This window comes from Peribacillus butanolivorans, from assembly GCF_001273755.1.
GTDB lineage: Bacteria > Bacillota > Bacilli > Bacillales > DSM-1321 > Peribacillus > Peribacillus butanolivorans.
This window is the reverse complement of record NZ_LGYA01000005.1, coordinates 231,015-245,826: the sequence shown is the minus strand read 5'-3', so window position 1 is coordinate 245,826 and position 14,812 is coordinate 231,015. Positions and strand designations below refer to the sequence as shown.

Sequence of the window (14,812 nt, the reverse complement as noted above, 5' to 3'; positions counted from 1 at the left end):
ATTCCTAAAGACAGTTTTCTACAAATCGTTTACTTAAAGCTTGCCAACCTCATTGACCGCTTTATCCAAACTTTTATCATAGGCTTGAAGGACTTTCTGACTAGCTTCAAAAGAGCGGTATGACGACATCATTTCTGTCATCGTTCTAGATTGATCGACATTCGAGCCCTCAAGGAAACCTTGTTTCGTAGAAAAACTAACCTCTGCACCCGCATATGCACTAGGTAATTCATCATCATTCACAACTTTATAAAGACCTTCTCCATCTTTCATAAGCTGTGCAGATGGATTATCTGAAAAACCAATGCCAAGGCGTGCCTTTTGAACATTTCCTTCTAAAATAACACCGTTTTCTGTAACGGTAAACTGATCACTATCAAGCTGAATTCGTTCATTATTCTCATCCAGTACATAATAACCCTTAGGGGTAGTCAAATACCCTTGCCCATCTAAAGTAAAACTGCCGTTACGTGTATAACGGAGTCCACCATCACCATCCTGAACTGTAAAAAGCACCGCCCCTTGCCGACCGGTTCCTTCATTGATTGGAAGATTTTCGTCAGCCAAGGCAAGATCTGTATTAAGCTGGGTTTCCTCTAGAGTACCTTGTGTAAATAAAGGATTGGTTTCTTGTACATAAACACCGGTACTAAGGCTCCCTACCTGAGAAAACTTCGACATGCTTAATTTGTTTTCTGTAGGAATCGTTTTACTATCGATGTTGCTGAGAAGCATTTCCGGAAAAGATCTTATACTCGTTTGGTCAGCTTTAAACCCTGTTGTATTTGCATTGGACATATTGTTTGTAAGCATTTCTGTACGCCTTTGCTGTGTAAGCATCCCAGAAGCAGCTGTATAAAAACCTCTTAACATCTTCTTCACTCCTTATTCTACATTACTTATACCGTTTGATTTCTTATATCTATCTTATCGGTTATAAACTTCAGTATCTTAAGGAAAAAAGAAAAGCATTAGGCAGAAGAATTTGTCTGTATTATAGGCTAGGTCAGATTTAAAGGAATGGTGTTAAATTTTCAACTAAAAGAAGAGGGCCTATTGCTCATCAGTACTAGAACTGCACGCACTTTCACTATGCCTCATGTTTGTCTGAACCTTAGACCCCTATCTTATAATGCAGATTTTCACGTCCGCTTTTTAATTGAATTTGTGCCGTGGCAATTTGTCCATATTATCAAGCATAATTCCAGTTCCAATTGCAACACAATCCATTGGATTTTCTGCAACAAGTACTGGGACTTTAAGTTCTTCTGCAAGAAGGAGATCAATACCATGAAGCAATGCGCCTCCGCCTGTTAAAATGACGCCTCTGTCAATAATATCGGCAGAAAGTTCAGGTGGTGTCCGCTCAAGTACACTTTTAGCAGCTTGTACAATGATAGAAACCTGCTCGCGAAGAGCTTCTTCAATTTCTTCAGAGTTGACAGAGATGGTTCTAGGTAATCCTGATACCATATCACGCCCACGAATATCAATGACTTCTTTACGTGAACCAGGGAAGACTGTTGCAACCTGAATTTTAATGTTTTCTGCTGTACGTTCACCGATTAGAAGCTTATACTTCCGTTTGATATAATGTAAAATTTCATTATCAAATTTATCACCGGCCATTTTAATAGAAGAAGACGTAACGATATCCCCCATCGAAAGAACCGCAATGTCAGTTGTCCCGCCACCAATATCTACGACCATGTTGCCGCTTGGTTGAAAAATATCCATGCCAGCACCGATTGCAGCTACTTTTGGTTCTTCTTCAAGGAATATTTTCTTGCCACCGCTCTTTTCTGCAGCTTCTTTAATCGCCTTTTGTTCAACACTTGTTACGTTTGTTGGGCAGCAAATTAAAATTCTAGGCTTTGAAAGAAAGCCTTTCACATTTAATGTATTTATAAAATGCTTAAGCATCGATTCTGTTACATCAAAGTCCGCAATGACGCCGTCTTTTAAAGGACGAATTGCGATGATGTTTCCTGGAGTCCGGCCTACCATTTTACGAGCTTCTTCCCCGACAGCAAGAACACGGTTTGTATTCTTATCAATCGCTACTACCGAAGGCTCATTTAACACAATTCCTTTACCTTTGACATGTATTAGAACATTGGCTGTTCCAAGATCTATCCCAATATCTCTAGCAAACATTTCTTAAATCCTCCTTGAATATCCTCACATATAACCTACTTCTGTCCTAATTGTTTATTTTACCATATCGTATTGACACAAGTAAGTATGAATTATAAATAAACACAAACATATACTATTTTTTCCTAAATAACCAATATGAAACATCATCAATACATCTAAATATATCCATAATCACTTTCTCATACTATTACCCAATAAAAAAATCCCGGCATGGAGATTCATAATCAAGGTTTTAGAAAGATGACACATTTTCATGTCCTCTTTATCTATTCCCTAATTTCTCGAATCACTTCCAAATACCGGAATCAATTTAAATACTTATTTAACGATTTCTTCTTCTCTTTCAGATCGTTTATATTTTAATTTTGTCGCTTCTCCACCTCGAAGGTGACGAATGGATTTATGATAATCCAATATATCCTTCACTTCGTTAGCCAAATCAGGATTAATTTCTGGCAGCCTCTCCGTTAAGTCTTTATGCACTGTACTTTTAGAGACTCCGAACTCTTTTGCAATGACGCGAACTGTTTTTCTAGTTTCCACGATATACTTTCCTATCTTGATAGTTCTTTCTTTGATGTAATCGTGCACACCACTCGACCTCCCCAAATTGGATGTGAGAAGTGTGAAATGAGATTCGTATTTTTCGAATCGAATACCGCTGCCCTATAAACAATGAAAGATAGAATTATTCAACTATTAGATAATTTGTAATAAACGATTCCTCACCTCAAACACTCTCTTTTCATGGTTTATAACATCTTATTAGCTTGGTTAAGAATATATGCCTAATGGGACATGTGAATTAGATTTATTTCTAAGATTTATCTGTTTATTTTCCTTAAAAACAAATTATTTCCCGAGAAATTTGTCGGAAGGGTGAGGGTTTCATCGTTTGAACCAATATTTCCTCGAAAGAAAAAAAGGAAGCCGTTCAAAATGAACGGCTTCCTTTTACCAAATTTTCAGTTGTTGTCATTCGAAACGCTCAAGGTTTATGTTTTGATTTTATTAAAAATCTTAATCTTAATTAGATTGATTTAACGAATCTTTCAAGGAATCGCTTTTCTCAGTAGAATCTTCACCTGGAGTAGAGCCTTCCTTATCTGTACCACTTTCTAAATCTGTGCCCTCTTCAGTTTCATCAACTGCAGGCGTTTCATCTGTTCCAGTTTCTGATTCGTCAATTGCTGGTGTTTCTTCTTTCTCAGTTTTAGATTCGTCAACTGCTGGTGTTTCTTCTTTCTCAGTTGAATCGTCAAGTGTGCTGCCTTCTGTTTCAGTTGCTGATTGAATGGCAGATGCTTGTTTATCAACAAAATCAATTGGATTTAATGCAATGTTATCTTTTCTGATTTCGAAGTGGACATGCACGCCTGCTTCTTCATTGATTTGACTTTTTCCAGCAGTAGCAATAGCTTGCCCTTGTTTCACTTTGTCACCAACCGCAACTTTGATATCTTTCACTGATTGATAACGAGTAACGACACCATCTTCATGCTCAACTTCAATTAAATTGCCAAGCAAAGCATCGTCTTGAACTTTCGTTACATTTCCACTTAGCGATGCTTTTACATCGAAAGCTTTTCCATCTTCCATTGCAATGTCTATACCTTTGTTTTGCTCATATCTATTGTTGTAGAAAACCAAAGCTTCTTCTTGTGCCTTTTCATCTGCATTCACATCATAGAATTGTTTTTTAATTACCGTTTTGTCGGCATTGGCTACAGGCATCTTGATTGTCTCAAGATTACTATTGACCTCGACTGAAGGCTGTTCGTAGTTTTTTCCTGTTTCAGCTGAGTCCTCTTTACCGTCATTAGCTGAATCATCAAAACTATTTTGTAATAAGAAGGCCGCGGCTAAGATTATGGCTGCACTTGCGATATAGATTGCTGATAATGCCCAACGTTGTTTAAGTATACGTCGGATTTTGGAAGTTGGTTTCTTTTCTTCCTCTCTCATATTAATCACCTCAGCAATCATTCTGAACATTTTGCTAAGATTATATACATTTTGGTAAAAAATTTTTTAGATTTATTTTGTGGAAAAGAAACCGATTTTATTCGTAGAATGGTAAAATGTTTTGTATCTTACTGTTGAAGGATGTTTAATTTATGAAAAAAGCCTTTAAACTCGTGTTAACGTTATTACCTTTTTTATATATGATTGCCATTTGGACAATGTCCAGCCTTCCTGATGATGTTATTCTTGATATCCCCTCATCATCAACGGACCGATTTATCAAAGAGGCACTTCATTTAGTCGAATTTGCAATTTTGTACATACTATTCGTTTCTGCTCTTGCAGCAAACCAAAAACTGAAGCCAACGCTAAGCTTGTTGGCAGCCCTTGTGGCAGGCTTATATGGTATTGTAGATGAATATCATCAATCTTTCATTCCCTACCGTTCCGCCACCTTAATAGATGTAATCAAAGATATCATCGGAGTATTGGCTGTCTATTTTCATGTTCACTACCACTATTTCAAGCACAAACGTGGCTTTTTAACTATTATAGAAAAATTAGGCGAAAAAAAATGAGAGATGGGGAATCCCATCTCTCATTTTTTCGCCGTCATTGTATTCATCCACTTGCTAGAAGACTGTACTTTTACCCCTTTATAGTAGTACTTTACAATATCTTCATAGTTTTTTCCTTCCCGGGCCATTCCGTTAGCACCGTATTGACTCATTCCAACTCCGTGTCCATATCCTTTGGTCGTGATGACAATTTGGTTGCCTTGGCGCTCCCAGTTAAAATCAGATGACTTCAATCCGAGCTTTTCACGAATCTGCTTCCCTGTCAATTTCTTTCCACCGATTTCAACTACACCTACACGATTACCTGATGTTCTTTCAATGACGGTCCCTATTGTTGTCCCTGATGATAGACTTACGCCTAGCTTCTTTTCAAAATCCGCAGCGTTCACTACCATTTTATTATAAAACTTTGGTGAATCTTTATCCCATGGACTGGATACACTTTTTAAATAAGGAAACTCTGCTTCCCAATAGTCCTCGGAATTCTCTGTATACCCATTGCTGGTTGAAAAAAAAGTCGCTGTAATTGGTTTTCCATTATAGGTTAGAATTTGGCCTTGTGTTTCCTTAATAGCTTTGTTAATTTTCTTCATCTTCCATTTATAATCAGAGCCCCACTGCTTTTTTAGCTCATCATTATTCATATAAACTTGATGCATTACCGTATCGCTCACATCTGCACCGTCTGGCAAGCCCATTCGATTATCGTTTATTAGCTGATCGACAATGTAAGTTCTGGCTGTCAATGCTTGGGCCTTCAATGCTTCTTCCTCAAAATCCGCAGGCATTTCAGCTGCAACCACTCCAGCCAAATACGATTCAATCGGCAGTTTTTGAATCTTTTTAGCAGATGTACGGTAAACAGCAACTTCAACGGCACTCATTTCATTTGTACTCACTTCTTTACCCTCTTCCTTTGCTTTCTGTTCTAATTGTTCGTCTAACTTTCCACTTGTCTTATCACTTGAAAATGGAAGCACAAGCACTGCTGGAATCATAATAATCACAAATGCTACTGCTATAAATAGTACGATCATCGGTTTGATAGCTTTCAAATCCTGGGCCTCCCTACACATGTTCTCTGCTGATATTCTCCCATCCAGCAGGTATCTCTACATAACATATGTATGTCGAAGGACAAGCTTTTATGAATAGAAAAACGACAGTTACTGAGTTAGAAGTTTTAATACTAGAACAAAACAAAAAACCCATTCACACTTCAATGACTGAAGCGAGAATGGGTTTTTTAAGATATCTTATGCGTTTAAATCGGCAATTTTTTTCGTTTCTGAAGGTACTTCTTCGTTAATACGCTCCACATCAGCACCTAAAGATGCTAATTTACCATGGAAGTTTACGTATCCTCTGTCAAGATGCTTTAATTCTGTAACACGAGTAATGCCATCCGCAACTAATCCAGTCAGGATAAGCGCAGCAGCAGCACGTAAATCAGTTGCAGCCACTTCAGCACCTTGAATATTAGTTGGTCCATTCACAATAACAGAACGACCCTCAATTTTTATATTCGCATTCATGCGGCGGAATTCTTCAACATGCATAAAACGGTTTTCGAACACTGTCTCCGTAATCATACTTGTTCCTTCAGCACGCAATAATAATGCCATCATTTGTGATTGCATATCAGTTGGGAAACCAGGATGTGGCATTGTTTTAATATCAATAGCCTTCAAGGTTTTTGGACCGATAACACGCAATCCATCTTCTTCCTCAAGGATTGTAATGCCCATTTCTTCCATTTTCGCAATAAGGGAAGTAAGATGTTCAGGCACAGCTCCTTGAACAAGAACGTTACCACCGGTAAGAGCAGCCGCTGTCATAAACGTACCAGCCTCGATGCGGTCAGGTATAATCGCATGTTCAGTGCCATATAATTTATCGACACCTTCGATTCTCATTGTACCCGTACCAGCGCCTCTGACTTTGGCACCCATTTTATTAAGGAAATTCGCAAGATCTACAATTTCAGGCTCTTTGGCCACATTTTCAAGTATAGTCGTACCTTCAGCAAGTGTTGCTGCCATCATGATATTTTCAGTGGCACCTACACTTGGGAAGTCAAGGTACACTCTTGCACCCTTAAGTCTGCCTTCAACTTCGGCATCAATGAAACCGTTACCGACCTTCACTTTTGCTCCCATCGCTTCAAAGCCCTTTAAATGTTGATCGATAGGACGAGAACCGATGGCACAACCACCAGGGAGAGCAACGCGGGCCCGGCCATTCCTTGCTAATAATGAGCCCATCACTAAAACGGAAGCTCTCATTTTACGTACATATTCAAATGGTGCTTCTTCTAATAACTCTCTTGATGCATCTACAGTTACTTGATTGTCATGAAAGGCAACATCTGCATTTAAGTTGCGCAATACTTCGTTGATTGTATATACATCGGAGAGCGTAGGAACATCTTTAATGATACTTTTCCCATCACTTGCTAATAATGTTGCAGCGATAACTGGCAAAACGGCGTTTTTAGCACCTTCTACTTTAACTGTCCCGCTAAGCCTATTTCCGCCGCGGACGATGATTTTTTCCAAAAGTATTCCCCTCCGCGTCCATTTTCTCTATATTAATATTCAAACGTTATGATTGGTGTGCCAACTACAAAGTTCGTTCTGTCACCCAATCCTTCTGTCCGTAGCCCAAACTGCAAATTTAATTTTTCTTTTGTCAAAGGTTGTTTAAACAATGTTGAATGTGCAGATATAGATGTAAAGTTTGTTTCATGCACACTCTCAATTTCCCTTGCTTGGAACATATCTAACAGATCTTCAGTTTTAGAGTTTAAAACCGAATCCATATTATCATTGATAGACCCTTTTATACAAGAAAAAATTGAAGGAGTTCCTATAAATAGGTCATTCACCCTGTTCTGGAACGTTGTTGTAAAGAAGGCTGAATTACCTTTTCTCCACTTTTGCCCCTTCACTTCGTAAATAACATAGGTAACTTTATCAAATTTCTCTTCCGTTGTCATTATTTTAATAGACTCGGTTAGACCTGAATCGACATTGTGAATTAACGCCTCAGCCTTCCAGCCGGAAGCATCATCTTCCCGGTACCATTGAAATTGAGGGTATTTTTGTTTTAAAACTGATACTTCTCTTTCAAACTCTTGTTTAGTTGCAATCTCTTTATTTATTTCTCTAGCATATACAGACCATTCTCCTATGTTTAAATCCTTATCCTGTTGTAGCAGTTCCACCAACTTAACTATATCGGTTTTACTTTCTGCTACAATCGTTCTATTCCCAATTAAAATCACCATCAAACCAAGAAATACTATGTATGTTAACATTTTTTTGTTCCAATTATGCATGTTAAATCCCTCCCCTTTTATACATTCTTTCCACAAGGAGAGAGTTCATACTTCGTGTTTTCCGACAATTGGTGACACCTCACTACCTGATATTATTAATAGCAGGGGAAGTATGGCGAATACAAGAGTAGAATCATATTTTGCTATAAGCAGAGTCTTACAGCTTATTAATCATCACTAAACATATATGGGAGTTGGTTCGCAAATCCCAGGTAGTCAAGGAAGAAATTACTAACAACTGAACCGATGGCAACCGTTAATAAAATATATAAAACCCTGGCCTTGATGACTGAATTGGATCTTAAAATTTTATCAAAGTGTAATGCCTGTAAAGCCCACCAGGTAACTGCAATGAAAAACAAGTGTGCAATTATTCCTGTTAAAGCCTGCTGTCCCATTGTTGAAAACATGTACATACCTCCTAAAAGACACCCGTCTTCTATTCTAACACAAAACCCCTTCGAATTTGGAATATAAAAGGAAGAATTGCAAAATATCTTTTTGAAACTGTAAATAGAGGCTTGATCCAATGGAACAAGCCTCTGATACAGGCATTATATCATTCACTCGAAATAAAGTCTGTAAAATCCCCAAATTGATTATGGAGAAAATCCAAGGCTAGATTAGGAACTATCCCGAAAAGGATGGTACCTACTAGGCAAATAATTATAACGGTGGACAGACCGGATCGAATTTTAATTACCTTGTCTGAATGAATGGGGCGGAAAAAGACTTGAACCAATAATCCAAAATAATACACATAGGACACAATTGTACCTGCAATCATGATCCCTGCAAGGACATAATGTCCAGGTTCAGTAATGAATGTTCCAAGAAAAATATTCAGTTTGCCGATGAACCCTGTCGTTCCAGGAATTCCAGCTAACGAGAGGATAAAGACAGTAAATGCTATGGCAAGGTATGGAGATCTCCCCCCAAGCCCTGCCAGAATACTTATGTCCTCTGAGCCACTTTGACTGGAAAGCAGTTGAATGACCGCAAATACGCCGATATTCATTAGTAAATATGCCAGTAAGTAAAACCAGACAGTATCCATTAAGAAGTAGCCACCGCCCATTGTCGCTACCGCTACAAGGAGGTAACCGGCATGGGCGATACTAGAAAAGGCAAATAACCGTTTTAAGTTTTGTTGTCTTAATGCAATTACATTTCCAATAATGATTGTCAGACCTGCCACAAAAGCTATATAGATATTATTTTTTTCCAAAAAGTCGAGTGCTCCGAATGTATCACCGGGAGCGGTTAGAAACAGTGAAAGGAAGATACGCAGGATGATGACGAATCCTGCAGTTTTCGAGATGACACTTAAAAAGGCAACCACAGGAGTAGGTGCTCCCTCATAGACATCCGGCGCCCACATATGAAACGGAGCAGCAGCAATCTTAAAGGATAAACCAACAAAAACCATGAAGAAAGCGAGACCCATAATGTATTGCAGCTGGCCATCCGTCATAGCGGCCATCGTCCGGCTCATCTCCCCTAGATTTACCGAACCGGTCACTCCATATAAATAGCTCATTCCGAACAAAGTGATTGCCGTAGAAATACCGCCGTTAATCACATATTTCATAGACGCTTCATTAGACTTTCTATTATGTTTACGTATTCCTACTAATATATAAGAAGAAAGTGAAAGTAGTTCTAGCCCAACAAACAAGGTTATCATATCACCGCTTGAGGTCATGATCATCGCCCCAAGCAATGCGGTCAGGAACAGATAATAAAATTCCCCGCGATGCTCCTGCAATCCCTCTTGGGGCTCGTAGCTTTCAGCAAGGAGGATGACAAGACCCGCTCCGAATAATAAGATTAGCTTAAATGCTTTTGCAAATGAATCTAAACGAAATGTATCGGATAAGATGCTTACAGTCTCAAAGGAAAATAAGCTAATCAGTGACAAAAATGCCAGAATAATTCCGGTTAACGCGAGCCATGCAAGTTTCCTTCGATTAAAATGCTTTGGCCAGAATAAATCCAATATCGAAAGAATCATGGCCGTTCCAAGGATGATGAATTCTGGCATCATCGCTCCCCAATTGTAAGAAAGCATTGTGTTCCAATCCATCCTTCATCGCCCCCCTAGCGCTAGCATCATGGCATCAATCGTTTCTTGAAGAGGCCCGCCTAATAGATTTGGGTACACCCCAACCGATATAATCAACCCGAGAAGTACCACAGTTGGCACAAACTCCAGCCCCTTAAGGTCATGTTTCTCTTTCTCTACCAAGCTATTACTTTTACCAAACGTTATCATCAGGACCGCTCTCAGCATATAGACAGCCGTTAAAACAAGTCCCAGAGCTCCGATTGCCGCAAACAATGGCTGACTCTTGAATAAGCCGAGAAATACCATAAATTCACTGATAAAGCCAGACATCCCAGGCAAACCGAGGGAAGCCATCCCGCCAGCTAACAAAAGTCCAGAAAATATTGGCATCGACTTTGTCAAGCCGCCAAGTTTAGTAAGCATGGTTGTGCCCGTCCGCTCATACAACACGCCAACCAAGAAAAACAACAAAGCAGCAATTAATCCATGTGAGATAACTTGAAAGATGGCTCCCTGAATACCCGATTCGTTCAAGGCACCCAGCCCCATCATAACGATTCCCATATGGGAAACCGAGGAATATGCTAAAACGAGCTTGAAATCCGTTTGCAATAACGCTAAAAATGCACCATACAACAAGCTTAGGACTCCAAAAAGTACAACGATAAAAGCCAGGCTTTTATATTGTTCCGGGAAAATCCCCATTCCAAACCGGATGATTCCGTATGCCCCTATTTTCAAAAGGACACCTGCATGAATCATAACAATGGAGGGCGGTGCCTCGGCATGAACCCGCACCATCCAGCTGTGGAAGGGAAATACGGGCAGCTTAATCGCAAAAGCTATGATGAAGGCCAAACATAATCCATACTTCATCGAACCGGAAATTGGTGCAAAGAGCGAGACGCCGCCCATCGTCATCATCTGAGACAAAGCCTCAATATTCGTCGTTCCTGTCCGAGCAAACAAAATCAAAATAGCCACCAATAGAACCGCCGAACCAATGCCATTATAAATTAGGAAACTATAAGATGCTTTCTCCTTCTCTAAAAATCCCCATCTCCCAATTAAAAAGAATGTCGGAATCAACGTCATTTCAAAAAAGATGAAAAAAAGAATTAAGTTTTCTGCTGTAAAGACACCGAGCATACCAATCTCTAAAATTAGAAATAAAAGGTAATACCCTTTCCACTCTTGTTTTATATAAATGGAGGCCATCGCTGCTAGCGACGAAACGATTGTTGTCAGTAATATAAAGATGAGACTTAACCCATCCAGACCCAATTCAAAATTAACGGTAAACAATTTAGGGTCATACATCGCCAAATTTCCAAATCGGATCCAATTAATCTTGGTATCAAAGGAAGAGAGTGCCACACCCGAATAATATTGACTAAATAGAAATAACGAGAGAATAAGGGGAGGCAGTGTTCCAAAAAAGCCGAATTGCTTGATCGTTCTTTCCTCTTTTTTCGGCATAATGGCAACCATTACAATGCCAAGTAGCGGAGAAAACACTAATAGTGAGAGCAAATAGACATTCATCTTAAATACCCCCCTGTCAACGCAAAGATGACCAATAGTACCGCGAGCCCAAGAAAGGCGATCATGCCATACTGCTGCACCTGTCCTGTTTGCAGTTTAGACCCTATTTTCCCTAGCCCCTCTATTGAACTTGTCACTGTTGAGATCAATCCCCCGACAATGAACTTTTCAATATAAGAAAGAAATAAACTAAAGCCCTTAATTGCATAGCCTACAGTAAAAAAGTAAATCTCATCAATAAAATACTTATTATCTATAACTTTATATAATTTGGAGTTCTCTTTGAAGAGCCAGTCCCGGGGTATCTTCTTTTTAGCGTACATCATATAAGCAAGTAATATGCCAGCAAGCGATACAAACACGGCCATAAACATAATCCACACAGGTCCCTCATTATGGCTAGCGCCAAGCAGCTTTTCATTTCCTTCGACTAGCCAATCACCCAGGAATGTTCCGAACCATGGGGTTTGAATATATCCACTAATCACAGCAAGCAACGCCAAAACAAACATAGGAAGTAACATGATTGAAGGTGATTCCTTAACCTGATTAACTGAACTTCGTGATTCTCCTGCAAATATCATGAAAAACAGGCGGAACATATAAAATGCGGTTAAAAAAGATGTAATCACTGCAAGTGTAAATAGGAGATAATCCCCATGCTCCCAGGCTGACATAAGAATTTCATCTTTACTGAAAAACCCCGACAGCAAGGGAAACCCCGATATAGCCAAAGTTCCAATCAAGAAAAGCGGTCCTGTCCAATTCAACCTTTTCCATAACCCACCCATTTTTTCTATGTTCTGTGTATGTATAGCATGAATTACACTTCCTGCTGCTAAAAACAGCAATGCTTTAAAAAAAGCATGAGTCATTAAATGAAACACCCCTGCCACATATCCAGCCGTACCTAAAGCTAGCATCATAAAGCCAAGTTGGGAGATCGTCGAATAGGCTAGCACACGCTTAACATCCTTTTGCACAAGAGCAATGCTTGCGGCAAAGATGGCTGTAAATCCACCCGTTACTGCTACGACGTGCATTGCTGTAACGCTTGCCAGAAACAACGGAAACATAGTGGCTACCAAGTAAACTCCTGCTGCAACCATAGTTGCTGCGTGAATCAGTGCAGATACAGGAGTCGGACCTTCCATTGCATCAGGAAGCCAAGTGTGAAGAGGAAACTGTCCCGATTTCCCAACCGCACCGATAAAAATCAGAACAGCAATCAACGTCAACCTTCCAACTGAAATCTCGCCAGCTTGAACAGCTTGAAAGATCTCTCCATATTCAAAGCTACCAGTTTCCCAGAATAGTAGAATAACGCCAATTAAAAGCCCTACATCACCTATTCTGGTCATAATAAAGGCCTTCTTCGCAGCCTTCTTTGCTTCCTGTTTATAAAAGTAAAACCCAATCAATAGGAAGGATCCAACCCCGACCAATTCCCAGAAGAAATAGAGTTGCAATAAATTGGGTGCCATGACAAGCCCAAGCATTGCAAAGGTGAAGAAACCAAGGTATGCATAGAAAATGGAGAATCGCTCTTCACCGTACATGTACCCCTTCGAGTAAATCTGGACAAGCAGGCTAACAAGTGAAACAATCACGAGCATCAAGGCATTAAGCTGATTGATTTCAAATCCTGCCGTAAGTTGCGTCCCACCGATGGAAAGCCAATCTATCGTTACTTTATAAGTAGGTTCTTTAAACCGTTCTATCAAGACAAGCAGCGATAAAATAAACGAAGCTAGCGTTAATAATATTCCTATATAGGCTCCTTGTTCTCGCCATCTCCTGCCTGATAGAAGCAGAACCAGAAACGTGACGAGTGGGAAGATCGGTATGAGCCAAGCATTCTCCATCATCGTATCAAATCCCCTTCTTCATTTATATAAACCTTCAATGCTTCATTGAATCCATTTCATCAACATTGACCGTCTTACGATTACGATAAAGGGCCATTAATATGGCCAGCCCAACAGCTGCCTCGGCTGCAGCAATTGTAATTGTAAATAATGAAAACACTTGACCAGTAATGGATGGCGTTACTCCAAATTTACTGAAAGCAACCAAATTGATATTCGCAGCGTTCAGCATCAGCTCAATGGAAATCAAAACAATGACCACATTTCTTTTTACCAATGCGCCATACAGTCCAATACAAAATAAAACTAGTGCCAATACCAGATAAGCCGACAAGGGAACTCCTGTCATAATTGATCTCCCTCCTCATCCTTATCGTCTTTTTTTGCTAACACAATGGCACCTACTAAAGCAACAAGCAGGAGAACAGACATCACTTCAAACGGAATCACATATTTGGAAAACAGCTCAATGCCAATTTGTTTCGTATTTTCCTCATGCAAGGTCGTTGGCTGAACAGGTATATGCAGATTGTAAATACCCAGATAAACTGCCACAGCAAATCCAGCAACCGCTAGCAGCAAAGAGAATTTTCCCCACCTCCCTTTTGACGGTTCTTCGCGTTCTTGATGTTTAGTCAGCATAATTCCAAACAACATCACGATCGTAATTGCCCCAGAATAGATTAAGATTTGTACGACTGCCACAAATTCTGCCGAGAGCAGCATATAAATGCCTGCAATGCTTAGAAATGTAAAGACAAGGGCAATTACCATGTGTACCACTTTTGTTAACGTAATTAGCAGCACACCGCCTAATATGGCGACGAGTGCCAAACCCAAAAATGCAATTAATTCACCGGACAAACTCATACTTTATTCACCTTCCGGATATTTTCATCATTTTCATCCAGCCACTCCAGATTTTTAAATAACTGTTCACGGCTGTATTCCGCCAGTTCAAATTGATTCGTCATCACTATCGCTTCAGTAGGACAAACCTCCGTACATAGATCACACAAAATACATATCTCAAAATTGATGTCATACGTATCGATGATTTTACCTTTTTTTGTTTGGTCCGGATGCTTTTTCCCTGTTAATTGTATACAGTCTGTTGGACAAATCGTCACGCATTGATTGCATACAATGCACTTCTCAGGATAGAATTTTTGTATTCCACGGAATCGATCAGGGAGCGGCAGCGGCTCATTTGGGTAGTCGTAGGTCACTTTTTTCCGTGTCAAGTTCTTCAACGTATAGGTTAAACCTTTTGCTAAGCCAAGCATAT

General features: G+C 39.6%; 15 protein-coding genes. 1 reads left to right on the top strand and 14 read right to left on the bottom strand.

The window, feature by feature from the left end:
- Positions 1–33 precede the first annotated feature (33 nt).
- The 4 genes from AKG34_RS23240 to AKG34_RS23225 form a co-directional block, all read right to left on the bottom strand.
- A complete protein-coding gene (locus tag AKG34_RS23240) occupies positions 34–873 on the bottom strand; it encodes a flagellar hook-basal body protein (protein ID WP_053348507.1) in 840 nt (279 codons plus the stop codon).
- A gap of 282 nt (positions 874–1,155) precedes the next feature.
- Entirely contained in the window at positions 1,156–2,157 is a 1,002-nt protein-coding gene (mreB, locus tag AKG34_RS23235; RefSeq protein WP_053348506.1) for a rod shape-determining protein, read from the bottom strand.
- Between the two features lie 321 nt (positions 2,158–2,478).
- The gene (spoIIID, locus tag AKG34_RS23230) at positions 2,479–2,751 is read right to left on the bottom strand and encodes a sporulation transcriptional regulator SpoIIID (protein WP_034315767.1); all 273 of its coding nucleotides are present in this window, start codon (positions 2,749–2,751) and stop codon (positions 2,479–2,481) included.
- Between the two features lie 435 nt (positions 2,752–3,186).
- Positions 3,187–4,125 (bottom strand): stage II sporulation protein SpoIIQ, encoded by a 939-nt coding sequence (locus AKG34_RS23225; RefSeq protein ID WP_053348505.1) that lies wholly within the window; start codon positions 4,123–4,125, stop codon positions 3,187–3,189.
- Positions 4,126–4,277: 152 nt separating this feature from the next.
- Between AKG34_RS23225 and AKG34_RS23220 the strand changes: the two genes are divergently transcribed.
- Positions 4,278–4,703 (top strand): VanZ family protein, encoded by a 426-nt coding sequence (locus AKG34_RS23220; protein WP_053348504.1) that lies wholly within the window; start codon positions 4,278–4,280, stop codon positions 4,701–4,703.
- Between the two features lie 20 nt (positions 4,704–4,723).
- On the opposite strand, the gene spoIID is transcribed toward AKG34_RS23220, so the two are convergent.
- The 10 genes from spoIID to nuoI all read right to left on the bottom strand — a co-directional run bounded on the left by spoIID (position 4,724) and on the right by nuoI (position 14,810).
- The gene (gene spoIID, locus AKG34_RS23215) at positions 4,724–5,758 is read right to left on the bottom strand and encodes a stage II sporulation protein D (protein ID WP_053348503.1); all 1,035 of its coding nucleotides are present in this window, start codon (positions 5,756–5,758) and stop codon (positions 4,724–4,726) included.
- Between the two features lie 201 nt (positions 5,759–5,959).
- Entirely contained in the window at positions 5,960–7,261 is a 1,302-nt protein-coding gene (gene murA / locus AKG34_RS23210; RefSeq protein ID WP_053348502.1) for a UDP-N-acetylglucosamine 1-carboxyvinyltransferase, read from the bottom strand.
- Between the two features lie 32 nt (positions 7,262–7,293).
- Positions 7,294–8,043, bottom strand: a complete 750-nt coding sequence (locus AKG34_RS23205; protein WP_053348501.1) for a YwmB family TATA-box binding protein — start codon at positions 8,041–8,043, stop codon at positions 7,294–7,296.
- 167 nt (positions 8,044–8,210) lie between these two features.
- Positions 8,211–8,453: a DUF1146 family protein gene (locus tag AKG34_RS23200; RefSeq protein WP_053348500.1), complete on the bottom strand. Its 243-nt coding sequence runs from the start codon at positions 8,451–8,453 to the stop codon at positions 8,211–8,213.
- Between the two features lie 149 nt (positions 8,454–8,602).
- On the bottom strand, positions 8,603–10,129 hold the full coding sequence (gene nuoN, locus AKG34_RS23195; protein WP_053348499.1) for an NADH-quinone oxidoreductase subunit NuoN: 1,527 nt from the start codon (positions 10,127–10,129) through the stop codon (positions 8,603–8,605).
- Between the two features lie 3 nt (positions 10,130–10,132).
- The gene (locus AKG34_RS23190) at positions 10,133–11,656 is read right to left on the bottom strand and encodes an NADH-quinone oxidoreductase subunit M (protein ID WP_053348498.1); all 1,524 of its coding nucleotides are present in this window, start codon (positions 11,654–11,656) and stop codon (positions 10,133–10,135) included.
- A complete protein-coding gene (nuoL, locus tag AKG34_RS23185) occupies positions 11,653–13,524 on the bottom strand; it encodes an NADH-quinone oxidoreductase subunit L (protein ID WP_053348497.1) in 1,872 nt (623 codons plus the stop codon). The genes AKG34_RS23190 and nuoL overlap by 4 nt, the downstream gene beginning before the upstream one ends.
- A 34-nt stretch (positions 13,525–13,558) precedes the next feature.
- A complete protein-coding gene (gene nuoK / locus AKG34_RS23180) occupies positions 13,559–13,873 on the bottom strand; it encodes an NADH-quinone oxidoreductase subunit NuoK (RefSeq protein ID WP_053348496.1) in 315 nt (104 codons plus the stop codon).
- Positions 13,870–14,394 carry an NADH-quinone oxidoreductase subunit J gene (locus AKG34_RS23175; RefSeq protein WP_053348495.1) on the bottom strand — a complete coding sequence of 175 codons (525 nt, stop codon included), beginning with the start codon at positions 14,392–14,394 and terminating at the stop codon, positions 13,870–13,872. The genes nuoK and AKG34_RS23175 overlap by 4 nt, the downstream gene beginning before the upstream one ends.
- Complete coding sequence (gene nuoI / locus AKG34_RS23170; RefSeq protein ID WP_053348494.1) at positions 14,391–14,810, bottom strand: NADH-quinone oxidoreductase subunit NuoI; 420 nt, start codon at positions 14,808–14,810, stop codon at positions 14,391–14,393. The genes AKG34_RS23175 and nuoI overlap by 4 nt, the downstream gene beginning before the upstream one ends.
- Between the last annotated feature and the right edge of the window lie 2 nt (positions 14,811–14,812).